General features: G+C 61.5%; 18 protein-coding genes and 2 pseudogenes. 12 read left to right on the plus strand and 8 right to left on the minus strand.

Going from position 1 to position 24001, the window contains the following annotated elements:
* The first annotated feature begins 4 nt into the window (after nucleotides 1-4).
* Both parC and ACQKEN_RS02435 read left to right on the plus strand, forming a co-directional pair.
* Nucleotides 5-2272 (plus strand): DNA topoisomerase IV subunit A, encoded by a 2268-nt coding sequence (parC, locus tag ACQKEN_RS02430; protein WP_427683405.1) that lies wholly within the window; start codon nucleotides 5-7, stop codon nucleotides 2270-2272.
* Nucleotides 2273-2452: 180 nt separating this feature from the next.
* Nucleotides 2453-3160, plus strand: coding sequence for a PqiC family protein (locus tag ACQKEN_RS02435; protein WP_427683407.1), 708 nt, complete (start codon nucleotides 2453-2455; stop codon nucleotides 3158-3160).
* A gap of 54 nt (nucleotides 3161-3214) precedes the next feature.
* Here ACQKEN_RS02435 and ACQKEN_RS02440 read toward each other — a convergent pair.
* Nucleotides 3215-3919, minus strand: a pseudogene (locus ACQKEN_RS02440) (histidine kinase); the annotation flags it as partial.
* 98 nt (nucleotides 3920-4017) lie between these two features.
* Nucleotides 4018-4744 (minus strand): annotated as a pseudogene (locus tag ACQKEN_RS02445) (AhpA/YtjB family protein); the annotation flags it as partial.
* Between the two features lie 130 nt (nucleotides 4745-4874).
* Here ACQKEN_RS02445 and serB point away from each other — a divergent pair.
* Nucleotides 4875-6092, plus strand: coding sequence for a phosphoserine phosphatase SerB (gene serB / locus ACQKEN_RS02450; protein WP_427683409.1), 1218 nt, complete (start codon nucleotides 4875-4877; stop codon nucleotides 6090-6092).
* 43 nt (nucleotides 6093-6135) lie between these two features.
* On the opposite strand, the gene ACQKEN_RS02455 is transcribed toward serB, so the two are convergent.
* From ACQKEN_RS02455 to ACQKEN_RS02470, 4 genes are all read right to left on the minus strand, one after another.
* Nucleotides 6136-7920 (minus strand): molecular chaperone, encoded by a 1785-nt coding sequence (locus tag ACQKEN_RS02455; protein WP_427683411.1) that lies wholly within the window; start codon nucleotides 7918-7920, stop codon nucleotides 6136-6138.
* Between the two features lie 283 nt (nucleotides 7921-8203).
* Nucleotides 8204-9073, minus strand: coding sequence for an archaetidylserine decarboxylase (asd, locus tag ACQKEN_RS02460; RefSeq protein WP_427683798.1), 870 nt, complete (start codon nucleotides 9071-9073; stop codon nucleotides 8204-8206).
* Nucleotides 9074-9126: 53 nt separating this feature from the next.
* Entirely contained in the window at nucleotides 9127-9942 is an 816-nt protein-coding gene (gene rhdA, locus ACQKEN_RS02465) for a thiosulfate sulfurtransferase (RefSeq protein WP_427683412.1), read from the minus strand.
* Nucleotides 9943-9988: 46 nt separating this feature from the next.
* Nucleotides 9989-11524 carry an HDOD domain-containing protein gene (locus ACQKEN_RS02470; RefSeq protein WP_427683413.1) on the minus strand — a complete coding sequence of 512 codons (1536 nt, stop codon included), beginning with the start codon at nucleotides 11522-11524 and terminating at the stop codon, nucleotides 9989-9991.
* Nucleotides 11525-11736: 212 nt separating this feature from the next.
* Between ACQKEN_RS02470 and motA the strand changes: the two genes are divergently transcribed.
* Both motA and motB read left to right on the plus strand, forming a co-directional pair.
* Nucleotides 11737-12588 carry a flagellar motor stator protein MotA gene (gene motA, locus ACQKEN_RS02475; protein ID WP_037015764.1) on the plus strand — a complete coding sequence of 284 codons (852 nt, stop codon included), beginning with the start codon at nucleotides 11737-11739 and terminating at the stop codon, nucleotides 12586-12588.
* Between the two features lie 3 nt (nucleotides 12589-12591).
* A complete protein-coding gene (motB, locus tag ACQKEN_RS02480; RefSeq protein WP_427683414.1) occupies nucleotides 12592-13647 on the plus strand; it encodes a flagellar motor protein MotB in 1056 nt (351 codons plus the stop codon).
* Between the two features lie 214 nt (nucleotides 13648-13861).
* Here motB and rsgA read toward each other — a convergent pair whose 3' ends face one another.
* On the minus strand, nucleotides 13862-14893 hold the full coding sequence (gene rsgA / locus ACQKEN_RS02485) for a small ribosomal subunit biogenesis GTPase RsgA (protein ID WP_331105991.1): 1032 nt from the start codon (nucleotides 14891-14893) through the stop codon (nucleotides 13862-13864).
* Nucleotides 14894-15006: 113 nt separating this feature from the next.
* Here rsgA and orn point away from each other — a divergent pair, with 113 nt between their 5' ends.
* Entirely contained in the window at nucleotides 15007-15543 is a 537-nt protein-coding gene (gene orn, locus ACQKEN_RS02490; protein WP_133774553.1) for an oligoribonuclease, read from the plus strand.
* Between the two features lie 117 nt (nucleotides 15544-15660).
* Complete coding sequence (locus ACQKEN_RS02495) at nucleotides 15661-16272, plus strand: trimeric intracellular cation channel family protein (protein ID WP_122533826.1); 612 nt, start codon at nucleotides 15661-15663, stop codon at nucleotides 16270-16272.
* 97 nt (nucleotides 16273-16369) lie between these two features.
* Here the strand turns inward: ACQKEN_RS02495 and queG are convergent, their stop codons facing one another.
* Nucleotides 16370-17488, minus strand: coding sequence for a tRNA epoxyqueuosine(34) reductase QueG (queG, locus tag ACQKEN_RS02500; protein WP_427683417.1), 1119 nt, complete (start codon nucleotides 17486-17488; stop codon nucleotides 16370-16372).
* A 62-nt stretch (nucleotides 17489-17550) separates the two neighbouring features.
* Between queG and ACQKEN_RS02505 the strand changes: the two genes are divergently transcribed.
* The 5 genes from ACQKEN_RS02505 to miaA are packed head-to-tail and all read left to right on the plus strand — an operon-like array spanning nucleotide 17551 to nucleotide 23914.
* Entirely contained in the window at nucleotides 17551-19047 is a 1497-nt protein-coding gene (locus ACQKEN_RS02505; protein WP_427683419.1) for an NAD(P)H-hydrate dehydratase, read from the plus strand.
* Nucleotides 19035-19505: a tRNA (adenosine(37)-N6)-threonylcarbamoyltransferase complex ATPase subunit type 1 TsaE gene (tsaE, locus tag ACQKEN_RS02510; protein WP_427683421.1), complete on the plus strand. Its 471-nt coding sequence runs from the start codon at nucleotides 19035-19037 to the stop codon at nucleotides 19503-19505. The genes ACQKEN_RS02505 and tsaE overlap by 13 nt, the downstream gene beginning before the upstream one ends.
* A gap of 13 nt (nucleotides 19506-19518) precedes the next feature.
* Entirely contained in the window at nucleotides 19519-20961 is a 1443-nt protein-coding gene (locus tag ACQKEN_RS02515) for an N-acetylmuramoyl-L-alanine amidase (protein WP_427683423.1), read from the plus strand.
* Between the two features lie 26 nt (nucleotides 20962-20987).
* A complete protein-coding gene (gene mutL, locus ACQKEN_RS02520; protein ID WP_427683799.1) occupies nucleotides 20988-22943 on the plus strand; it encodes a DNA mismatch repair endonuclease MutL in 1956 nt (651 codons plus the stop codon).
* Nucleotides 22943-23914, plus strand: coding sequence for a tRNA (adenosine(37)-N6)-dimethylallyltransferase MiaA (miaA, locus tag ACQKEN_RS02525; RefSeq protein ID WP_427683425.1), 972 nt, complete (start codon nucleotides 22943-22945; stop codon nucleotides 23912-23914). Before mutL ends, miaA begins: the two co-directional genes overlap by 1 nt.
* The last annotated feature ends 87 nt before the right edge of the window (nucleotides 23915-24001 follow it).

The following is a 24001-nucleotide window of genomic DNA, read 5'->3' on the forward strand; positions in this document are numbered from 1 at the left end:
CCGCATGAGCGACTCCCTTGACCTCAGCCTGGATGGCGTAGAACGCCGATCGCTGGCTGACTTCACCGAACAGGCCTATCTCAACTACTCCATGTACGTGATCATGGACCGGGCGTTGCCGCACATCGGCGACGGCCTGAAGCCCGTGCAGCGACGCATCATCTATGCGATGAGCGAACTGGGCCTGGATGCCGACGCCAAGCACAAGAAATCGGCGCGTACCGTCGGTGACGTGCTCGGCAAGTTTCACCCCCACGGCGACTCGGCCTGCTACGAAGCCATGGTGCTGATGGCGCAACCCTTCAGCTATCGCTACACACTGGTCGACGGCCAGGGCAACTGGGGTGCGCCGGACGATCCCAAGTCGTTCGCCGCCATGCGTTATACCGAAGCGCGTTTGTCCCGTTACTCCGAAGTGCTGCTCAGTGAATTGGGCCAGGGCACGGCGGATTGGGGGCCGAACTTCGACGGCACCCTCGATGAGCCGCTGGTGTTGCCGGCGCGTTTGCCGAACATTCTGCTCAACGGCACCACCGGCATCGCTGTCGGCATGGCCACCGACGTACCGCCGCACAACCTGCGCGAAGTCGCGACAGCCTGCGTGCGTTTGCTCGATGAGCCCAAAGCAACGGTCGAACAGCTGTGTGAGCACATTCAGGGCCCGGACTACCCGACCGAAGCGGAGATCATCACGCCCCGTGCCGACCTGCTGAAAATGTACGAAACCGGCAAGGGCTCGGTGCGTATGCGCGCCGTGTACCACATCGAGGACGGCGACATCATCGTCACCGCGCTGCCGCATCAGGTGTCCGGTGCCAAGGTGCTGGAGCAGATCGCAGCGATGATGCAGGCCAAGCCGTCCAAAGCGCCGCAGATCGCTGACCTGCGTGACGAATCCGACCACGAAAACCCGTGCCGGATCGTAATCATCCCGGGCGCCCGCAAGAATTTCGACCACGATGCGCTGATGCAGCACCTGTTCGCGACCACCGAGCTGGAGTCGAGCTACAGGGTCAACATCAACATCATTGGCCTGGACGGCAAGCCGCAGCTGAAAAACCTGCGCGCATTGCTGGTCGAGTGGTTGGCGTTCCGGGTACAGACCGTGCGTCGTCGCCTGCAATTCCGCCTCGACAAGGTTGAGCGTCGCTTGCACCTGTTGGATGGTTTGTTGATCGCTTACCTCAACCTGGATGAAGTGATTCACATCATCCGCACCGAGGAGCACCCGAAAGCCGCGCTGATCGCTCGTTTCGACTTGAGCGAAATCCAGGCCGATTACATTCTCGACACTCGTTTGCGTCAGTTGGCGCGACTGGAAGAAATGAAGTTGCGGGCCGAGCAGGATGAATTGCTCAAGGAACAAGCCAAGCTGCAAGCCCTGTTGGGCAGCGAGGCCAAGCTGAAGAAACTGGTACGCACCGAGCTGATCAAGGATGCCGAAACCTATGGCGACGACCGTCGTTCGCCTATCGTCGAGCGTACCGAAGCCAAAGCCCTGACTGAACATGATCTGCTGCCGAACGAGAAAGTGACGGTCGTGCTGTCGGAAAAAGGCTGGGTTCGCTCCGCCAAAGGTCATGAAATCGACGCCACCGGGCTCTCCTATAAGGCCGGGGATGGCTTCAAGGCCCTGGCGCCGGGGCGTTCCAACCAGTTTGCAGTGTTTATCGACTCCACCGGTCGCAGTTATTCGGTGCCGTCGCACACCTTGCCATCGGCTCGTGGCCAAGGCGAACCGCTGACCGGTCGTTTGACGCCGCCGCCCGGTGCGACTTTCGAATGTGTGCTGTTGCCCGAAGATGACGCGCTGTACGTGATCGCCTCCGATGCCGGTTACGGTTTCGTGGTCAAGGGTGAAGACCTGCAGGCCAAGAACAAGGCGGGCAAGGCCCTGTTGAGCCTGCCGGCCGGAGCCAAGGTGATCCTGCCGCGTCCGGTGCCGGATCGTGAGCACAACTGGCTCGCCGCCGTGACCACCGAAGGCCGTTTGCTGGTGTTCAAAATCAGCGATCTGCCGCAGCTGGGCAAGGGCAAAGGCAACAAGATCATTGGCATTCCGGGCGAGCGCGTTGCCAGCCGGGAAGAGTACGTGACCGACCTGGCCGTTGTTCCTGACGGCGCCACGCTGGTGCTGCAGGCGGGCAAGCGCAATCTGTCGCTCAAGCCTGACGATCTGGAACACTACAAAGGCGAGCGCGGACGACGGGGCAACAAGCTGCCGCGTGGATTCCAGCGCGTCGATTCGCTGTTGGTGGAAACCGCTGGCTAAAGCGGTTGGTTCGGCAGTCGCTCTTCGTTTCGTCATGAGAGCGACGCAGAATCGCTGGAGTCAACGCGCATATTCACGGATGATATGACGTCCTCTGGCGCCGCCATGGCGGAATGCCTTCATGTTTTCAAAGTATTTAACAGCGTGGACGCATTGCACGGCGTTCACTTGGACGGGATGATGAATTTTCTACGTGTTCCCTGTGTTCTGTTGTTGACCGGCGTTCTGGGTTTAGCCGGTTGCAGCGTTCATCAGCCCACGTCGCTCTATCAGCTGGACAGCGGCGATCCTGGGCAACCGAAGCACACCGGCGGGGTCGCAGTTCTGCTGGGCCCTGTGGCGATTGCTGACTACCTGCAACGTGAAACATTATTGCAGCGTCAGCCGGACGGCAGCCTCAAGGCGTCCACCGACGGTCGCTGGGCTGGCAGCCTGTCTGCCGATATCGATCAACTGCTTCTGCGCCAACTGGCCTGGAAGCTCGACAGTCAACGCGTGGTCATGGCGCCTGCCGCGGCCAGCTTCACGCCGGATGTCCAGGTGGTGCTGTCCATCACCCGCCTGGATTCAGGCGAGAAGCAGCCGGCGGTACTCGATGCCCAATGGCGCTTGCTCGACCGTCGCGGCAATGTCCGCGACAGCAAGCTGATTCACCTGGAAGAACCCCACGCAGGCTCTTCCGCTGCGCAGGTCAAGGCTCAGGGGATTTTGCTGCAGCGTCTGGCAGACAAGCTGAGCGTCGCGGTCAAGCCCATCGCCAGCCAGCCGTATGTGGCGGACGTGCCCAAGAAGGCCGCAGCGCCGGCGAAAACCCGCACTGATCAGGACAAGCCAAAGATCCCGATGGCATCACCGATTCGCACCGATCTGGAAGTGTTTCGCTTCTAGAATCAGCGCCCATAAAAAAGCCCGCAGCGATGCGGGCTTTTTTGTGGGTGACGCTTAGACCTTGCGCGCCTCGTGCATGCGCGCCAGCTGGCGCTCCAGCATCGACGGGTATGGCTCCATCAGACGCTCCACGCAACTGGCCCCTTCAGGGCTAGCGATCGGGCGAATACGAGCGCGCTGGCGGATGGTCGGATCTTCGCTGATCTTGCGCTCTACCAGCAGCAGGTTGCGGCTGTGTTGGGAAAGGGCCAGGGCGTCTTGCGCGGTTTCGGTCAGCAACAGATCGATCTGGTTCATGCCATGCAAGCCTTCGCCCAGTGTCAGGCCCAGCTGCAGTTGCAGGGTGATGCCGCTGTCGGCGACTTCGATCTGCAACGCATGGCTCAACGCACGCAGCAACTCGCCGCAGCAGATCGCGTTGGTCAGGTAGTCATCGCCGCTGTCCTGGGTGCTGAACACCATCAGCGAACTGCCGTCGTTCAGGGTGTGCAGCTCGCTGTCGTAGAGCGAAGCGGCCTGATCGATGCAGTCACGGTAGCGCTCCAGCAGCTCGGTCAGGCGCGTGCGCGGCAGCCGACGCAGTTGCTCCTGCGAACCCAGCTGTACCGCCAACACGGCGCTGTATTGCGGTTGCGACGGCACGACCGGAAGAATCGGACGCGGCGCAGGTTTCGGCGCGGCGGGGGAGTGGTCGCGAAGGTCCGCAAACGGGTCCTCCTCGTCTTCTTCATCTTCCTCGGCAGCGATACGTCGTGCCGGAATCACCGTGGCGCGCGGTTTGGGCGCGTCGTCGAAGTCAGGGTCGCTCAGGTCACTGCTGTCGAACTCGGGGGAGGCGTCTTCGTCGTCCTCGGCCTGTGAAGGCTCGGGAATGGGAGCCGGTTCCGGTTCAGGCGGTGCGTAGGATGTCTTCAGTTGACGCGCCAGGTCGCCGATCTCGTCCTGACGATCAGTGGCCGGCGTGTACGGATCGATGTAGCGCAACCACATGCGCAATTGCAGCATCGGCGTGGAAATATGGCGCCCCAGGCGAAGGCTCAAGGCCAGCGCGAGTGCCAGAAGGATACCGGCCAGAATCGCCATGCTCTGCAGGCTGATGGTCAGCGGCTGCTGGAACTGGGCCATGTCCAGGCTGATGCGCAGCGTGCCGGCGACCACGTCCTGGAAGGTGATCTTGATCTCGTAGAGCCCTTCTGCCTCGCCCAGCAAGCCGTTTTTCGGACGCTGACCGGCTTCGGCCAGAATGCGGTTGTCGGGGCTATAAATAGCCGCGTGGGCCACCAGCGGGTTTTTCACCAGATTGCCCAGCAGCACGTTGAGGCTGAGAATGTCGTTGGACACCAATAGCTCCGTGGCGGACGTGGCGGTCTGCGTGGTCAGGGCTTGCCCCAATGCGTCGGCCTGTTCGTGCATGGCTTGCTTGAATTGCAAACCCATGACGCAGGCGTAGATCACCAGAGCCAGCGCGACAAGGATCACGTTGTGGCTGGCGATGCGCAAAGCAATCGGTACACGTCGATGACGCAATGCCCGGAAGATCAGCAAGAAGAAATTATCGGTTTTTACTGGCGTGGGCCGGTTCACTGAGCACGGCTCTCGTGGTGAAGTTGGGGCGCAGTATAGCGAGCGACCCTGTGGCGGCAAAGCGCTGGCTGTGCCCGGCGGTCACTGAAAGTGCGTAGAATGCGGTTTTTTTCCACTGCGGGGGTGCGCCTTGCGCGAAATCGTCCTGATAAACATCACCGGTGAAGACCGTCCGGGTCTCACTGCGGCCATCACCGGTGTTCTGGCCCAAGGCGGCGTGAACATTCTCGACATCGGTCAGGCGGTGATTCACGACGCGCTGTCGTTCGGCCTTCTGGTCGAGATCCCCGACACCGAGGCAGGCGCGGCAGTGCGCCAGAACGTACAAGCGACAGTCGACCAACTGGGTCAGCAAGTACGCTTCACTCACGTGTCCGAGGCCGATTATCAGCATTGGGTCGATGGTCAGGGCAAGGCGCGGCACATCGTGACGCTGCTGACGCGCAAGGTCACCGCCGAGCAGTTGCAAACGGTCAGCGCGATCACTGCCAAATATGGTTTGAACATCGACCGCATCGATCGCCTTTCCGGGCGTATGCCGCTGGACATGCCCACCGAGAAGAGCAAGGGCTGCATCGAGTTTTCCGTGCGCGGCGAGCCGGTAGATCCTCAGCAGATGCAGGCCGAATTCCTCCACGTTGCCCAGGAGCTGAACGTCGATATCGCGTTTCAGCAGGACTCACTGTTCCGCCGCAACCGTCGTCTGGCGGTGTTCGATATGGATTCGACGCTGATCGAAGCCGAGGTCATCGACGAACTGGCCAAAGCCCACGGCGTCGGCGAGCGCGTGTCGGAGATCACCGAGCGCGCCATGCGTGGCGAACTGGACTTCCGCGCCAGCTTCAAAGAGCGACTGGCGCTGCTCAAAGGCCTGGATGTGAAGGTGCTGGACGAGATCGGCGCCTCGTTGCGTTTGACCGAAGGCGCAGAAACGCTCTTCGCCGAACTCAAACGGCTGGGTTACAAGACCGCGATCCTGTCGGGCGGGTTCACCTACTTCGCTCGGCAGTTGCAGGCCAAGCTGGGCATCGACTACATCTTCGCCAACGAGCTGGAAGTGGTGGACGGCAAGTGCACGGGCAACGCGATCGAGCCCATCGTCGACGCCCAGCGCAAGGCCGATCTGCTGCGCGAACTCGCCGGCAAGGAAGGGTTGAGCCTGGAGCAGACCATCGCAGTGGGCGATGGCGCCAATGATCTGCCGATGCTCGCCATCGCCGGCCTGGGTGTGGCGTTCCGCGCCAAACCTTTAGTCAAGCAATCAGCAAAACAGGCCATCTCGACGCTGGGCCTGGACGGCGTGCTGTATTTGCTGGGGTTCCGCGACCGGGAAGGGCGCAGCGCTTAACAAGCGTGGATATTGAGGCATCTGCAACGGATGCCTCGATGGCTCAGAGCACCGTCCACAGCGAATCGAACTCCTGCTCCGGGCCGCCGGCATCTGGCGTAGCCACCTTTTTCGGGCCTTCAATAATCTGATATTCAAACTGGTTGTAGCTGCCCGTCGTCGCCCGGCGATTGCTCAAGCTCGCGCGTCGCTGTTCGCCACTGGTGTTGATGATCACCTTGGAGCCGTCCTCGAACGGCAGGCGCGGCGCGATGACCGTCGCGGGCACATCGATGGCGCGAACCTCCGGCAGCAACAGGGCGCGGAGGAACTGACTGCTCTGTTCGGCACGTGTCAGCTGCATGCCGCAGGCCTGGGCAAAGGGCGCAATCAGTTCAACGCCCATCTGCATCCCACCGCCGCGGACCTGCCGCACCCAGCGCACTACTGCGATGCTCCAGCCGTGGCCATGGTCCTGAATGCCGATCATCTCACCGGCCTGCAACTGGTCCGGTACTTCTTTTGGCCAGGCCAGGCAGTAGCCGCCCGGGCTGTGATTGACGATATGCAGGGCGTATGTCGGAAAGCTCTTTTGCCCGTCGGACGCCGCGCTGGCTTCGGCATCGTCACGTTTGTACTCGATTTCCTCGAACGGCAGCATGCTGTTCGATGTGCCATTACGTTGCGCGTCCGCCGTCTCCGCCCACGGATCAAGTTTCACCGGCTTCAAGGGCTGCAGCGTGTATTCGGCCACTCTGGACAGGGTCGACATCTGCAGTAGATCGCTGAAGGACTGCTGGCCGCCGACGTAATAATGCAGCGCGCTCATGCCCACGCAAACGGTCAGCGTTCCTTGCCCCGGCGTGCGTTGAAACGCACGCTCCGACACATCACCCCAAGCGGCGGCAAGGTGTTGCAGGACATCGATGGATAACCCCGGCGGCACTTTCATCGCGGACTTCGAACGTTCTTCAACGGGCGTTTCGGTATAGCGCTCCAGTGCCGCCGACAGAGGGCGAGGGTTGATGCCAAGCAGGTTTGGCCGTTGATCGTCGTCATACAGTGCGGCATAGCGCGGCGCCGTGTCCGTACCTGGCGACACTGCATACAGGCTGTTGCTATCCAGTGGCTGCTGCAACGTGACCATCGCGCTCCACGCATCCAGCGCCTCGGCCAGTTTGCCGATATTGTGCTGGCGCATTTGATTGCAGCGAGAACAACCCATCAGCAGCGCAACGATGTACGTTTGTTCAACGCTCATTGCCTGAGTGTTGTTGGCGAGACTGTCGGCAACGGGTACGTTCTGCAATTGATGCTGGCGGGCGATCTGATAGATCTGGTGCAGCTCCAGCCACAGGCCGTCCTGCACCGGGCAGTAAAGCTGATTGGCGCGGATCAGCGGCCCGTTCAGGCAGCTGAGCGCGCGCTGAAGGGCGGTGGTCAGCAGGCCGATGCGGTCTTTGCCGAGCTTGACTGCGACCCGCGCGATGATCTGTTTGTAGCCAATGGCAAGGTGGTTTTGCAGGGCCTGGCACAGGTTGGCGACCTTGCGCGGACGCTCTTCGAGCACCACGGACTGGTTCAGGAAGTGACGCTCCAGGTGCTTGCACACGAAAAAGACTTCCGGGCGAAGCAGTTCGAGGAGCTGCATGCGGTTGTCGCTGGGGGTGAGCAACTGGTTCAGCTCTCCGAGCCCTTGATAGAGCTGGCGGGCCATTTCACCGAGATTGGCTTTGGGCAGCGTGGCGATCCAGCGCTTCATGTCTTTGGGCGTCGCGTCACAGAACGACAGGCTCGACTGCGTCGGCACAGGTGCGCGCAACAACAGTGGGAGGCTTAAATTACTCATGTGACAGGCAAACTCCAACAACTACAGGCCTGAACGGCGGCGTCGAACTCCGGGGCCATCACCCTCGCCGAGCGAAAAGAGCACATTTACGTCCACTGAAAGCGAAGTTTCCTACAGCGCTGACAAGGGGACTCTAGCAGCATCCTGCAACCGTCGCAGCCTGGGGCGGTGTATACCGGCCAAGCGCAGCATCCTGAGTGAGGCGTGATAGAACGCGGCCGTCGCTGACAGTTCGCGTCAGAAAAACAGCATCACGCCTCTCGGGTATGAGTTAAGGCAAGAATCAGGCCTGCAATGGCAGCGCGATGCCCTGACCCATCTGAACGGGCGAACCAGCCGCCAGCAGCTCGGACCACTTCACCTGATTCGGGCCGAACAGCACGATGGCCGTGGAGCCCAGTTTGAAGCGACCCAGCTCAGCGCCCTTTTCCAGATGAATAGGCGCGCGCGCTGCTTCGTCGTAGCGGAAAGTCTTGAGCTCGCGCTTGGGCGGCGTGACCAGACCTGCCCACACGGTTTCAATGGAGGCAACGATCATGGCGCCGACCAGCACGACGGCCATCGGGCCGCGCTCGGTGTCGAACAGGCACACTACGCGCTCGTTACGGGCGAACAGCTCCGGCACGTTTTCCGCGGTGGTCTGGTTTACCGAGAACAGTCGGCCTGGCACGTAGACCATCTCGCGCAGGGTGCCGGCGAGGGGCATGTGCACGCGGTGATAGTCTTTCGGTGACAGATAAACGGTCGCGAATTCGCCGCCCATGAAAGGCGCGGACAGGCGCGCGTCGCCGCCCAGCAGTTCCAGCACGCTGTAGCTGTGGCCTTTGGCCTGGAAGATCCGGCCGTGTTCGATGGGGCCCAGTTGGCTGACTGCTCCGTCGGCAGGGGAAAGGATCGCGCCCGGCGTTGGGTCCAATGGACGCGCGCCAGGCTTGAGGGCGCGGGTGAAAAAATCATTGAAGTGCGGGTACCCGGTGATGTCTTCGACCTGAGCCTGGGACATGTCGACCTGATAGCGGCGCGCGAACCACTGGGTGAAGGCGTTTTTGAACCAGCGCACGCGGCATTCGGCCACGCAGCCGGCCAGTTGCGACAGCAGATGATGGGGAAGCAGATACTGGAAAAGGATAAACAGACGCTGTTTCATCAAGATTCCTAAAGCGTTCGAAAAGGGGAATACGGAGCTGCGCCACGTCGGGCGCCGATTTATTTCTCGACCGGGGTGTCCGGGTGATTGCCCCACTCGCCCCAGGAGCCGGCGTAGCCCTTGACCCTCGGGTAGCCCAGCGCCTTGGCCACCAGATAGGTGAAGCCCGAGCGATGATGGGTCTGGCAGTGGGTAATGATTTCTTTCTCCGGGGTGATGCCCAGGTCTTCGAGGATCTGCGGCATGTCCTTGCGGATGCGCAGGTGGCGCGCCTGATCCATGCCGGCGGTCCATTCGAAATTCACGGCGCCGGGAATGTGACCTCCCTTGGCGGCGACGACTTTTTCGCCGGAGTACTCGCTCGGTGCGCGTGCATCCCAGATCGCCAGGTCAGCGGCGCCCAGGCGGCTTTGCAGGTATTCGCGGGTGGCCGTGGGCTCGTCGTGCAAGGTCAGCGAAACCGGGCCGCCGACTGCTTTTGGCACCTCTGTCGACAGTGGCAGGCCTTCGGCTTGCCAGGCGAGCAGGCCACCGTCGATATAGTGATACTTTTTGTGTCCGATGACGTCGAGCAGCCAGATGAACCGACCCGCCCATCCCCCGCCTTCATCGTCATAAACCACGTACACCGCCTCAGGGTTATGGCCCAGTTCGCCGAACAGCGCTTCCAGATGCGTGTGCGAGGGCAGCAGCCCTGGCGCGGGTGGCAGGCCCAGCTGAGTGCGTTTCGGATCGACGAATCTCGCGCCCGGGATGTGGCCGGCCTCGTAGCGGGCCGGGCTGGTCAGGTCGACCAGAATAAGCTCTGGCGCGCTGAGGCGTGCTTGCAGGTCTGCGGGCTCGATGACCAGCGGCAAGCTTGAAAAGGCAGACATCTAGCGTCTCCGGATCGCGAAAAGGTTGCGAATTGTAGCTCAGCCGTCAGCCATTGCGATGGCTAAAGGTGGTGAGGGCTTTCTCGATGCACTGACCGGTTTTTCCGAACGCCTGTACGGAGACTTCGGAAAACGGCCCACCGCCCTGGTCGGCCACCACCATCATCACCACACGGCCATTGCTGGACAGTGAGCGAATCAGCAGGTTTTCGCCGCTGAACAGATTGCGCAGTTGCGGCGGCAGCAGCGCCGAAAACTGAGCGTTGTTGGCCGGCGTCAGACGCAACTGCGTGGGCTGGGCGAGCAGGCGTTGCAGCACGGTGCTGTCCTTGTAAGGGACCAGCAACGCAGCGGCCGACTTGTCCACGCCCGCGATCTGATGCACGCGCAGGCTGTCGGTCTTGCGATCGGTCATCAGCAACACTACCCGCTGCATGCCCGCTGCTACCAGAGCATCCCGGGCGCAGGTGGTCAGGTGTATCGCGTTGATGAAAATGCCGGGTTCTTTCAACAGATCGGCGCAGTGCTTGCGCCACAGCTGCAAGGCGTCGGGCGAGGGTGGCGGCGCGGGGAGCAAGCCTTTGTGTAGCCGACGGTTATTCCATGGCCAGAGCAAAGCCTGTGCGGGGTGCCAGATGTCCGGGCCGGAATGCTGACGCGCGCTCGCCACTGCGTTCTGGTGAACCTGCTGCTGGAGATGATCCAGTGACTGTTGCAGATACAGGCTGGTCAGCAGCTGCCAGCGCAGGTTGTGCGGTGTGTCCCAGGCCTGGTGCGCCGACAGCGCGAGACCGTTGGCCAGCAAAATCGTATTGGCGGGCTGGTTGAGCCAGCGCCGCAGCGGCAAATCGGCGTCGAGTTGCTGTTGCTGTTTAAGCGGATCGCCGTTGCTGTGGGCGATGCGCAGCACCCTCACCAGATTGCGTTGCTGGGAGGTCAGCAGGTCGTAGCCCTGGGTCACCCAGATCGGCAGGCGCCAGTGCAGCGCCAGCGCCTGACACAAATGAACCAGTCGCACGCCGAACAGCGTGTTTTCCACAGCCTTTGCGCACTCGCCCTTGTGGATAACCCGCAACTCCCATTCTTCCAGCAGTTTGGGGTGGGCCAGCGCCATCGGCCACAGCGGCGAGAGGAACAACAGGCTGCCCAGATGGATGTCCTGCCACAGCCGGGCCAGTTGATTGGCGAACAGGCCGTAAGCCTGTTGCATGGCGTGCTGACTGATCATCTGGATTTGACGCAGCGCCACCGGGATATCCCGTGCATCGACACTGGGCAGTCGCGCCAACAGCGCTTCGGTGCGCGCCAGCCCCAATCGGTTGATGGCGACTTCAAGACTCTCCGCAGGCTGGGCCGTGGCCGGGCTGTTCAGGTTGGCTTCGCGCAAAACGTTGAGCACCAGCGCCGGGCTGTCCTGCATGAGATCGGCAATATCGCGCAGCGAGCGGCGACTGTCGGTCAGTGCCGCCTGCACGCGTTGATACGCCACCGCAGGCACGGGCAAGGCGATGCCGTCGAGCTGTTTAATCCAGTTATCCAGGGTGCGCGGGACAGGTAGCGAAGAAGCTTTATCTGATTGCATTCACAACACCCGTACGGCTGGGAGGTTAGATCGATGTTAGATACTGGCATCATGCTGGCCCTTATGGACGCAACGTCCTGCGCCACGCATCGGTCAGCATTTTCCTGTGATCTGACTATAGTCTGGCGCATTCATGCCGATAAGCAGGACAAGAGTTTCAAGCGCTTCTCGCACAATGACCATGAACCCGACTCAGTAAGTATTTTCTACCTATGGCAAAAATTATCGGCATCATCGTCGTTTTCGCGAGCGTTCTCGGCGGATACGTACTGTCCCACGGTCAGATCGCTGCGTTGATCCAGCCTTTCGAGGTCATGATCATCGGCGGTGCGGCGCTGGGTGCATTCCTGCAAGCCAACCCGGGCTATATGACCATGCTGGTCATCAAGAAGTCCTTGAAGATGTTCAGCACCCGGTTCACCCACGGCTACTACCTCGAAGTGCTGGGCCTGGTCTACGAGATCCTCAACAAGAGTCGTCGCGAAGGCATGATGGCCATCGAAGGCGACATCGAAGAGCCCGAGAACAGCCCGATTTTCGCCAAGTACCCTGGCGTGCTCAAAGACACCCGCATGATCGCTTTCATCTGCGATTACCTGCGCATCATGTCCTCCGGCAACATGGCGCCCCACGAGCTGGAAGGCTTGTTCGACATGGAACTGCTGAGCATGAAAGAAGAACTTGAGCATCCTTCCCACGCAGTGACCGGTGTCGCCGACGCCATGCCAGGTTTCGGTATCGTTGCGGCGGTACTGGGTATCGTGGTGACCATGGCCTCTCTGGGTTCTGGCGACAAGGCCGCGATCGGCATGCACGTTGGTGCGGCGCTGGTCGGTACGTTCTTCGGTATTCTCGCGGCATACGGTTTCTTCGGCCCGTTGGCCACTTCCCTGGCCCACGATGCCAAGGAAGAAATGAACGTCTATGAATCGATCAAGGCTTCGCTCGTCGCGTCGGCGTCCGGCGTGCCGCCTTCGCTGGCCGTGGAATTCGGCCGCAAGGTTCTGTATCCGGCCCATCGCCCCAGCTTCAGCGAGCTGGAACAAGCTGTCCGCGGTCGTTGATCCATGGAAAATAATCAGCCGATCATCATAAAGCGCGTCAAGCGCTACGGCGGAGGGCATCACGGCGGCGCCTGGAAAATCGCATTTGCCGACTTCGCGACGGCGATGATGGCGTTCTTTCTGGTGCTGTGGCTGATGTCGTCGGCCACACCCGAGCAACTGCTCGCCATCGCGGGTTACTTCAAGGACCCGGTCGGTTTTTCCGATAGCGGCTCGCCTTATGTCATTGACCTGGGCGGTTCGCCGGAAATGTCCCCTGACCAGACGCTGAACCCGGAGGTGAAATCCACGCCTTCGCCGGATCGCGTGCCGGTCGACGCGGATCAGCAGGACGCCGCCGCCGAGCAGGTCGAGCAGGACCGTCTGGAGATGCTGCTGCAAGAGTTGCAGACCAAGATCAACGAGAATCCGCAACTGGCGAAGTTCAAGGACCAGATTCTGTTCGAGATCACTCAGGACGGTTTGCGCATCCAGATCACGGACGCCGAAAACCGCCCGATGTTCGACATTGGCAGTGCGAAGCTCAAACCCTATTTCGAAGACATCTTGCTGGCCATGGCCGACACGATCAAAGCGGTGCCGAACAAGGTCAGTATCAGCGGTCACACCGACGCGACGCCTTTTGTCGGCAACAACGGCTTCGGCAACTGGGAGCTGTCGTCCGGCCGAGCGAATGCTGCTCGCCGTGCGCTGCTCGCGGGTGGGTATCCGGATCAGCAGGTGGCGCGCGTGGTGGGTTATGCTTCTTCGGCACTGTATGACAAGGAGCACCCGCAAAACCCGATCAACCGTCGCATCGATATTGTGGTGATGACCAAGAAAGCGCAGCAGCGGATCGAAGGCGCGCAGAATTCAGGTGGAGCACCGCAAACGCCGGATGCGCCCGGAGCCGCTGCGCCATCGACAGTACCTGGCGCTTCCGTACCGGCCAATCAGCCGGGGGCGTCGATTTCCACACCTGCAGTTGATCCACAGGCTTACGCCCAGCCCCACGAAATCCGCCAGAAGCTGAACATCTTCGATCAGGGCCAGTTGAAGATCGAAGAAACCAAGAACTGATGCTTGGGTTACAGACACAAAAACGCCGCGATGATCGCGGCGTTTTTGTTTTTGCTCTTAAGCCGTTTCATCTGGAACGGCGAAATCTGTAGGAGCCGGCTTGCTGGCGAACGCGGCAGGTAGGGCACGGGAGCGTAACTGATCCATCGTGTTCGCCAGCAAGCCGGCTTCCACAGTTGATCTCGGACACCAGCGCCGCATCGGGCGGCGTGCCTCAGTAACTGCTTTCCGGCAAGCTGGCGATGATCGAGCGATAGCTGTTCATTCGCTGCTGCTGCACGCGGCCGTCTGCCAAGCCCTGCAACAACGCACAGCCGGGTTCGCGGTCGTGTTTGCAGTCGCGGAAGCGGCAGCGACCGAGCAGGTCGTTGAACTCGATGAAGCCCGCTTCAACGTCTGCACGGCTGACGTGGCCCAGGCCGAATTCACGAATGCCCGGTGAGTCGATCAAGTCGCCGCCGCGCGGGAAGTGGAACAGGCGCGCGGTGGTCGTGGTGTGCGTGCCCTGACCCGAATACTCCGACAACGGCCCGACGCGCGTGCCGACTTCCGGCAGCAGGCTGTTGACCAGCGAAGATTTGCCAACGCCGGACTGGCCGACGAACACACTGATGTGGCCATCCAGCTGGTCCTGCAATTGCTGCATGCCGTCGCCGTGGTGGGCCGACACTTCCAGCACCGGATAACCCAGCGTGCGATAAACGGCCAGCAGCGCATTGAGCGCGGGCGCATTCTGATCGTCGATCAAGTCAAACTTGTTCAACAGCAACAGCGGGCGAATCCCCGCGTGCTCAGCGGCCACCAGGTAGCGGTCGATCAGGTTGGCGTGGGGTTCGGGCGCCGGTGCGAACACGATGACGATCAAGTCAACGTTGGCGGCGACCGGCTTGAGCTGGCCCCGGCTGTCCGGGCGGCTCAGTTCTGTATCGCGGGGCAACTGCGCAACGATGACGCCGATGCCCTGATTGCCAGCGCGCCAGACGACTCGGTCGCCGGTGACCAGCGCGGGCAGGTTCGCACGCAAGTGACAGCGGAAAACCTGACCCTGCAGCTCGCCGTCCTGCGCTTCGACTTCTACCTGCACGCCAAAGTGCGCGATGACCAGGCCCGTTTGCTCGGGACCGAGATCGCCGCCTTCCAGCGTTTCGAGAGCGGTTGATTCACGTTTGGCGGCACGCGCTGCGCGTTCGCCCTGAATCTTTTCGATGCGCCAGTTCTGGCGGCGATTGAGTTGGCGTTTGGCCATGGGTGTTCAGTGTTCCGTTTGAAGACGCATAAAGGTGCTGATTTGATAAAGCGCGGGCGAGTCTAGCACGCCCGGGTGGGCTAAACTGCGCGCCAACGCTGAGGAGCCGACATATGCAGAACAAACAGAATCTGATCTGGATCGACCTGGAAATGACCGGTCTGGACCCTGATAACGACGTCATCATCGAGATGGCCACCATCATCACCGACAGCGAACTCAACACCCTGGCCGAAGGCCCGGTCATTGCGGTTCATCAGAGCGACGAGCTTCTGAACGGCATGGACGAGTGGAACACCCGCCAGCACGGCGGTTCCGGCCTGACCCAGCGTGTGCGCGATAGCAAAATCTCCAACGACGAAGCCGAGGCCATGACGCTTGAGTTCATCAAGCAGTGGGTGCCCGAGCGCAGTTCGCCTATCTGCGGCAACAGCATCTGCCAGGACCGTCGCTTCCTGTACAAGCGCATGCCGACACTGGAAAACTATTTCCACTACCGCAACCTCGACGTTTCAACTCTCAAGGAACTGGCTGCACGCTGGTCGCCTGATCTCAAGTTCAAGAAGGGCAGCACCCACCTGGCGCTGGACGATATCCGCGAGTCGATCGCCGAGCTGCGTTTCTACCGCGAGCACTTCATCAAGTCCTGATGACAGGGCGCCAGCGGCCGAGCGCGGTCGCCTGGAGAGGGCGCGACGCTAAACGCTCTCTTTTGGTGCCCTGATCGAGTGGTTAGACTGCGCCCCTTTCTCGCAGGGACTGCCGCCATGTTGTTGATGCTCTACCTGATCGCTATTACGGCCGAAGCCATGACCGGCGCGCTGTCCGCAGGCCGTCGCGGCATGGACTGGTTCGGCGTGGTGCTGATCGCGTGCATCACGGCGCTGGGCGGCGGCTCGGTTCGCGACGTGCTGCTGGGGCATTACCCGCTGACGTGGGTCAAGCACCCGGAATATCTGATCCTCACCAGCGTCGCGGCACTGGTGACCATTTTCATCGCGCCGCTGATGCGGCATCTGCGCTCACTGTTTCTGGTGCTCGATGCGTTGGGGTTGGTAGCGTTCACACTGATCGGTTGCATGACCGCACTGGACATGGGCTTGAGCATGACCGTCGCCGCCGTGAGCGGGGTGATCACGGGCGTATTTGGCGGGATCCTGCGGGACATTTTCTGCAACGACATCCCCCTCATCTTCCGCCGCGAGCTGTATGCCAGCGTATCGTTCGCCGCCGCTTGGTGCTTTTTGCTGTGTCAGTACGCCGGGTTGCCGGTGGAGCAGGGCACGCTGATCACACTGTTTGGCGGGCTGTTGCTGCGGCTGCTGGCAATCAGGTTTCGCTGGGAAATGCCCAAGTTCGTCTACAAGGACGGGCATTGAGCCCGCACGCAATTGTAGGAGCGCGCTTGCCCGCGATTGCGATTCGTCACGCATCAACGCATTCACTGGCCCACCGCGTTAGCGGGCAAGCGTGCACCTACAGGATGCGCGCTGCAGCCCTCGCTTCATGCTGCCCCAACGCCCATTGCACATGCTCGCGCACCATCTCTGACGGATGCTCCCGCCGCGCTTTCAGCGCGTCGATCACGGGGATGGTAGAGGGCGCATTGCCCAGTCCCACGGCCAGATTTCTCAACCAGCGTTCATACCCGGCACGCCGGAGCGGTGAGCCTTCGGTGTTGCTCAGGAAGGTCGTTTCGTCCCATAAAAACAGCGTCGTCAATTCGGCGTTATCAAGACCGTGGCGCGGCTTGAAGTCTGTCTGATCGGTTGGCCGGGCGAAGCGATTCCACGGGCAGACGATCTGGCAGTCATCGCAGCCAAACACCCGATTGCCGATCAGTGGGCGCAAGTCTTCGGGGATCGAGGTCTTCAGCTCGATGGTCAGGTAGGAAATGCACTTTCGCGCATCCAGCACGTAAGGCCCGACGAAAGCGTTGGTCGGGCATACGTCCAGGCAGGCCGTGCAGCGCCCGCAATGCTCGGTGGCGTGTGGCGCATCCACCGGCAGCGGCAGGTCAACGAACAGCTCGCTGAGAAAGAAGTAACTACCGGCCTTGCGATTGAGTACCAGGGTGTTCTTGCCGATCCAGCCCAGCCCGGCCTGTTCGGCGATGGCCTTCTCCAGCACCGGTGCGCTGTCAACGAACGCGCGAAACCCGAATGGCCCAATGGCCTGTTGAATGCGCTCCGCCAGTTGCTGCACGCGCTTGCGGATCAGCTTGTGGTAATCACGGCCCAGCGCGTAACGGGAGACGTAGGCTTTCTCGGGCTGCCCCAGCAACTGAGCCATCTGCGTGTCACCGGGCAGATAGTCCATGCGCAACGACACCACGCGCAGCGTTCCCGGTACCAGCTCGTCCGGATGCGAACGTTTGGTGCCATGCGCTGCCATATAGTCCATCTCGCCGTGATACCCGGCGTCGAGCCAACGTTCGAGGTGCTGCTCGTGCTCCGCCAGGTCCAGCCCCGAGATCCCGACTTGCTGAAAGCCGAGCTCGCGCCCCCAGCCCTTGATCGATTGGGCAAGGTCGGTTAGCCCGGCTGCCGTGAGGGGCGTTGAGGCTGTGGATGGATCTACAGTTATCGCGGACATGCAAGGAGGACACCGGGGCGCAGGTGCGTATAATTCTGCCAGACATCGGAGCCCAAAGACGCATGTTGCACAGCAAACCCCCATTTCCCGACGCACTGTACAGTGCCGCCCAGGTGCGCGACCTCGACGCGCGCCTGATTGCCGCCGGTACGCCCGGCTTCGAGCTGATGCAGCGCGCCGCCCATGCCACATGGCGTGCGATACGCCGCCGCTGGCCCGAAGGCAGGCAACTGACCGTGATGGCCGGTCGCGGCAACAACGCCGGCGACGGTTATCTCATCGCTGCGCTGGCTCGGCGTGCCGGCTGGCCAGTTAACGTGCTGGCCGTGGGTGATAGCGCCGCGCTGGCCGGCGATGCCCGTTCCGCCTATCAAGAAGCGGTTGCCGCCAACGTCGATATTCAGCCATGGCAGCACCAGGCGCTGGCCGGCATCGTCGTCGACGCGCTGCTGGGCACGGGACTGACGGGTGACGTGCGCGCGCCTTACGCGGCGGCCATTGAAGCCATCAACGACTGTGGATTGCCCATCGTGGCCGTCGATCTCCCTTCGGGGCTCTGCGCGGACACGGGGCGAACCCTCGGCTGTGCAGTCCGCGCCGATCTGACCGTCACCTTCATCGGCCTCAAGGTCGGGCTGTTCACTGGCGATGCGCCGGAGCGGGTGGGCGAACTGGTGTTCGATGACCTTCAGGCAGACGCCGAGATCATTCGGCAGACGCCCATCAGCGTCAGGCGGCTGGACACCTTCAATCTGCCCATCCTGGCCCCTCGCTCACGCACTGCGCACAAAGGCATGTTCGGCCGTGTGCTGGTGGTCGGCGGTGACCGGGGGTTCGGCGGCGCAGCATTGCTCGCCACCGAAAGCACGCTGCGCACCGGCGCCGGCATGGTCACGCTGGCCACGCGGCCGGAACATGTCAGCGCCGCGCTGACGCGATTCCCTGAAGTCATGAGCGCCGGCATCAGCTCGGCCAACCAGCTCCGCGCCTTGATCGAGCCCGCGTCGGTACTGGTGGTCGGTCCGGGCCTCGGTCAGCACAGTTGGGGGAAAAGCCTGTTGTCGGCGGCTGCCAACGCGCCGTTGCCGCAGGTGTGGGATGCCGACGCGCTGAATGAGCTGGCGACCGGCGCGGTGCAACTGCCCGAGGGCAGCGTCATCACCCCGCATCCTGGCGAAGCCGCGCGCCTGCTGGGCACTGACACCAAACACGTCCAGGCCGATCGTCCGGCTGCGGCACGGGCGCTGGCTAAAAAATTCAGTGCCGTGTGTGTTTTGAAAGGCAGCGGCAGCCTGATTGCCAACCCGGCGGGTGACCTCGCACTGGCCGACCATGGTCACCCGGCGATGGCGACCGGTGGACTGGGCGATGTGTTGTCCGGTGTCATCGGCGCGCTGATGGCGCAAAACATGAGCGCCTACGACGCCGCTTGTCTGGGCGTCTGGCTGCACGCCTTGGCCGGTGAACAATGCGGCGCCAGTGGACGAGGGCTGGCTGCCGCTGATCTGATTCCTGTTATTCGCCAGCTTCTGGAGGAGCACCAACCGTGTCTGAGCTAACCCTGGACCTCATGGGTGAAGAGGCCATGACCCACTTCGGCGCACGTATTGCCCAAGTGACTGAAAGCAATGGGATTATTTTTCTGGAGGGCGACCTGGGAGCGGGCAAGACCACGCTCTCCCGAGGGATCATTCGCGGCCTTGGCCATACGGGCGCGGTAAAAAGTCCGACGTTTACGCTGGTAGAACCTTACGAAATTGGGAGAAACCGCGCGTATCACTTTGATCTCTACCGACTTGTTGATCCAGAAGAGCTAGAATTCCTCGGCATCCGGGACTATTTCGAAGGTGATGCCCTTTGCCTCATCGAATGGCCCAATCTGGGTGCAGGCTTTTTGCCAAAGCCTGACCTGATCATTACCATAAGGCCGCTCGATGAAGGTCGAGCGTTGACGCTGAGCCCAAAAAGCTCGCGTGGCGAGATGTGGTGTGCAGCTTTGGCGCCTTCGTTTAAATAGACATTTAATAGATATGGGGTTTGGTATGCGCATGCGCGCGCTGGTTACTGTGATTGGACTGCTGCTGGCGACACTGGCTGTCGACGCGTTGGCCGCTTCACAGGTACGAAGTGTCCGCTTATGGCGTGCTCCGGATAACACTCGACTGGTTTTCGACCTGTCTGGCCCGGTCCAGCACAGCGTCTTCACGCTACAGTCCCCTGATCGTCTGGTCATCGACATCAATGGCGCCACCCTGGGCGGCGCGCTGAATGTGCCGACGGCCAATACACCGATCACCAGCATGCGCTCGGCGCAGCGCACGCCTGACGACCTGCGTGTGGTCATCGACCTGAAAAAAGCGGTGACGCCCAAGAGCTTCACCCTCGCGCCGAACCAGCAATACGGCAACCGTCTGGTGGTCGACCTGTACGACAACGCTGCCGATGCCAACCCGCCGCCGTCTGTTGCCGATACCCCGGCCACCGCCGCGCCTGCGACGCCCGCGGTGGTGCCGATCAGCCCGTCCAAGCCTGAGATCAAACTCACCCCTGTGCCCAACGGCAAGCGTGACATCGTCGTCGTTATTGATGCCGGTCACGGCGGCGAAGACCCGGGCGCATCTGGCGGCCGTGGTGAGAAAGAAAAGAACGTCGTCCTCGCGATTGCCAAGGAGCTTCAGCGCCAGATCAACGGCGAAAAGGGCTATCGCGCAGAGCTGACCCGCACCGGCGACTACTTCATCCCGCTGCGCAAGCGCACGGAAATCGCCCGCGCCAAAGGTGCTGATCTGTTCGTGTCCATTCACGCCGACGCAGCGCCTTCATCGGCGGCGTTCGGGGCTTCGGTATTTGCCTTGTCCGAGCGCGGTGCAACCTCGGAGACGGCACGCTGGCTGGCGGACAGTGAAAACCGTTCCGACTTGATCGGTGGCGCCGGGGCCGTGAGCCTCGATGACAAAGACCGCATGCTCGCTGGCGTACTGCTCGATTTGTCGATGACCGCATCGCTGACCTCAAGCCTGAACGTCGGCCAGAAGGTTCTGAGCAACATCGGCCGTGTGACCTCGCTGCACAAGTCTCGCGTTGAACAGGCCGGCTTTATGGTGCTGAAATCGCCGGACATTCCGTCGATTCTGGTCGAGACCGGCTTTATCTCCAACGCCGCGGAAGCGAACAAGTTGCAGGGCGCAAGTCACCAGCAGGCCCTGGCTCGCTCCATCACAGCGGGCGTGAAGCAGTTCTTCCAGCAGAATCCACCCCAAGGCACCTATATCGCGTGGCTGCGTGACAGCGGCAAGCTGGCCATGGGCGCCCGCGAGCATACGGTCCGCCCAGGCGAATCATTGAGCATGATCGCGGCGCGCTACGACATGACCATGCCGATGCTTCGCACTGCCAACCATCTGAGTTCTGACGAGCTGAAAGTCGGCCAGGAGCTGAGAATCCCCAGCGCAGAACTGGCAGGTGAGCCGTGACTGACCTGTTGCTCGGTGACCAGGAACTGGATGTCAGCGTAAGTCCCGATTTACCTGCGGCAGAAGCTGCGCGTATTCAGTTGCTCAGCCCACGGCTTGCCAACCAGATTGCTGCGGGCGAAGTGGTAGAACGACCGGCTTCGGTGATCAAGGAGCTGCTCGAAAACAGCCTCGATTCCGGCGCGCGCCGTATCGATGTCGACGTTGAACAGGCCGGCATCAAGCTGCTCCGTGTTCGCGATGACGGCGGCGGCATTTCTTCGGATGACCTGCCCCTGGCGCTGGCCCGACATGCCACCAGCAAGATTCGCGATCTGGAAGACCTTGAACGAGTCATGAGCCTTGGTTTCCGGGGCGAGGCGCTGGCGTCGATCAGCTCGGTTGCCCGTCTGACGTTGACGTCGCGCACCCGCGATGCCGATCAGGCCTGGCAGGTCGAGACCGAAGGCCGCGACATGGCTTCGCGCGTTCAGCCCGCTGCGCACCCTGTAGGCACTTCCGTGGAAGTTCGCGACCTGTTTTTCAATACCCCGGCGCGGCGCAAGTTTCTCAAAGCCGAAAAAACCGAATTCGATCATCTCCAGGAAGTGATCAAGCGCATGGCGCTGGCGCGGTTCGACGTGGCCTTTCATTTGCGCCACAACGGCAAGACCGTCCTGAGCCTGCACGAAGCGCGGGACGACGTAGCGCGCGCGCGGCGGGTTTCGGCCATTTGCGGCCCCGGGTTTCTGGAGCAGGCGCTGCCGATCGAGGTCGAGCGCAATGGGTTGAGGTTGTGGGGCTGGGTCGGGCTGCCGACGTTCTCGCGCAGTCAGGCCGATCTGCAATACTTTTTCGTCAATGGCCGTGCGGTGCGCGACAAGCTGGTTGCCCACGCGGTGCGTCAGGCTTATCGCGACGTGCTGTTCAACGGCCGGCATCCGACCTTCGTGCTGTTTTTCGAAGTGGATCCGGCGGTCGTCGACGTCAACGTCCATCCAACCAAGCACGAAGTGCGGTTCCGCGACGGACGCATGGTTCACGATTTCCTGTACGGCACGCTGCATCGGGCGCTCGGCGACGTGCGGCCTGAGGATCAGCTGGCTGGCACCACCTCGGTCACCGCGCTGGTGCGACCCACTGGGCCGGATGCCGGCGAGTTCGGGCCTCAGGGCGAAATGCGTCTGGCCAATAACGTGCTCGAGACGCAACAGGGTCAGGCCTGGAATACACCGGCCGGATCCGCGCCCGGCTCTGGCAGTGGCGCGGGTTATCAGTATCAGTACACACCGCGTCCTTCATCGGTGCTTCCCGCCGAAGAGGCGCGTGCCGCCTACAGCGAATTCTTTGCCCCGCTGCCCGGCGCGCAGGCTCCGGCGAGCGCAGGCAGTGTCTCGTTGCCCGAGTCCCAGGGCGATGTTCCGCCGCTGGGTTATGCCCTCGCTCAGCTCAAAGGCATCTATATCCTCGCGGAAAACGCCCACGGCCTGGTGCTGGTGGACATGCACGCGGCCCATGAGCGAATCATGTACGAGCGCTTGAAGATCGCCATGGCCAGCGAAGGCCTGAGCGGTCAGCCGTTGCTGGTGCCGGAGTCCATTGCGGTCAGCCAGCGCGAGGCCGACTGCGCCGAGGAACACATGGCGACTTTCCAGCAGCTGGGCTTCGAATTACAGCGCCTCGGCCCCGAGACTCTCGCGATCCGGCAGATCCCCGCGCTGCTCAAACAGGCTGAGGCGAATCGACTGGTCCACGACGTGCTGGGCGATCTGATGGAGTACGGCACCAGCGATCGCGTTCAAGCGCACATGAATGAACTGCTCGGCACGATGGCGTGCCACGGCGCGATTCGCGCCAATCGCCGGCTGGCCATTCCGGAAATGAACGGCCTGCTGCGTGACATGGAAAACACCGAGCGCAGCGGTCAATGCAACCATGGACGTCCCACCTGGACCCAGCTGGGTCTGGATGATCTGGACAAACTATTCCTGCGCGGTCGCTGATGAGTGCTCTTCCTCCGGCCATCTTTCTGATGGGGCCGACCGCCGCCGGCAAAACCGACCTGGCCATCGAACTGACCAAAGTGCTGCCCTGTGAGCTGATCAGCGTGGATTCCGCGCTGGTTTATCGTGGCATGGACATCGGCACTGCCAAGCCATCAAAAGCGCTGCTGAACGCGTATCCGCACCGACTCATCGATATTCTCGACCCCAGCCAGAGCTACTCTGCAGCGGATTTTCGAACCGATGCCTTGCAGGCCATGGCGGAAATTACTGCCCGGGGAAAAATTCCCCTGCTGGTGGGCGGCACGATGTTGTATTTCAAAGCTCTACTGGAAGGCTTGGCCGATATGCCTGCGGCGGATGCCGAGGTTCGTGCGCAAATTGAGGCGCAAGCGGCCAGTCAAGGTTGGCAGGCGTTGCATGATGAGCTGGCGAGCATCGATCCGGTGTCGGCAGCGAGAATTCACCCCAACGATCCCCAGCGGCTGGTTCGCGCGCTGGAAGTCTTTCGGGTCAGCGGTATGAGCATGACCGCACACCGTGAACAACAAAGTGCGCAAAGTGCTCAAGCGAGCGCTTCGGGGCGTCATCAATTGCCCTATACTGTCGCAAATCTCGCGATCGCACCAACGGATCGCAAGGTGCTCCACGACCGAATTGCTGTGCGTTTCAGGCAAATGCTTGAGGAAGGATTCGTTGAAGAAGTCGTAGCGCTACGTTCGAGGGGTGATCTGCACTCGAATTTACCGTCTATAAGAGCTGTAGGGTATCGCCAGGTCTGGGATCATCTGGACGGCAAGCTGACTCGGGACGACATGCAGGAGCGCGGCATCATTGCCACACGCCAGTTGGCCAAGAGGCAGTTCACCTGGTTACGCAGCTGGCAGGATTTGCACTGGTTGGACAGCCTGGCTTGCGACAATCTGCCACGCGCCTTGAAATACCTGGGGTCGGTCTCCATATTGAGCTGAGTCCTTGCAATAGCCGTCTATCCTTGGGGGATAGCCTTCGGGAGGTAGCGGCCCAAGCCAATGTTTTCGAATTTATTCTATTGATCC

Source organism: Pseudomonas sp. NPDC078416 (assembly GCF_050268485.1).
GTDB lineage: Bacteria > Pseudomonadota > Gammaproteobacteria > Pseudomonadales > Pseudomonadaceae > Aquipseudomonas.

Bases quoted from the DNA above. Each gene is read 5' to 3' on its own strand.
- parC (WP_427683405.1), top strand. From the start codon at position 5: ATGAGCGACTCCCTTGACCTCAGCCTGGATGGCGTAGAACGCCGATCG.
- ACQKEN_RS02435 (WP_427683407.1), top strand. From the start codon at position 2,453: ATGAATTTTCTACGTGTTCCCTGTGTTCTGTTGTTGACCGGCGTTCTG.
- ACQKEN_RS02455 (WP_427683411.1), bottom strand. From the start codon at position 7,920: ATGAGTAATTTAAGCCTCCCACTGTTGTTGCGCGCACCTGTGCCGACG.
- rhdA (WP_427683412.1), bottom strand. From the start codon at position 9,942: ATGTCTGCCTTTTCAAGCTTGCCGCTGGTCATCGAGCCCGCAGACCTG.
- ACQKEN_RS02470 (WP_427683413.1), bottom strand. From the start codon at position 11,524: ATGCAATCAGATAAAGCTTCTTCGCTACCTGTCCCGCGCACCCTGGAT.
- motA (WP_037015764.1), top strand. From the start codon at position 11,737: ATGGCAAAAATTATCGGCATCATCGTCGTTTTCGCGAGCGTTCTCGGC.
- motB (WP_427683414.1), top strand. From the start codon at position 12,592: ATGGAAAATAATCAGCCGATCATCATAAAGCGCGTCAAGCGCTACGGC.
- rsgA (WP_331105991.1), bottom strand. From the start codon at position 14,893: ATGGCCAAACGCCAACTCAATCGCCGCCAGAACTGGCGCATCGAAAAG.
- orn (WP_133774553.1), top strand. From the start codon at position 15,007: ATGCAGAACAAACAGAATCTGATCTGGATCGACCTGGAAATGACCGGT.
- ACQKEN_RS02495 (WP_122533826.1), top strand. From the start codon at position 15,661: ATGTTGTTGATGCTCTACCTGATCGCTATTACGGCCGAAGCCATGACC.
- queG (WP_427683417.1), bottom strand. From the start codon at position 17,488: ATGTCCGCGATAACTGTAGATCCATCCACAGCCTCAACGCCCCTCACG.
- ACQKEN_RS02505 (WP_427683419.1), top strand. From the start codon at position 17,551: ATGTTGCACAGCAAACCCCCATTTCCCGACGCACTGTACAGTGCCGCC.
- ACQKEN_RS02515 (WP_427683423.1), top strand. From the start codon at position 19,519: ATGGGGTTTGGTATGCGCATGCGCGCGCTGGTTACTGTGATTGGACTG.
- miaA (WP_427683425.1), top strand. From the start codon at position 22,943: ATGAGTGCTCTTCCTCCGGCCATCTTTCTGATGGGGCCGACCGCCGCC.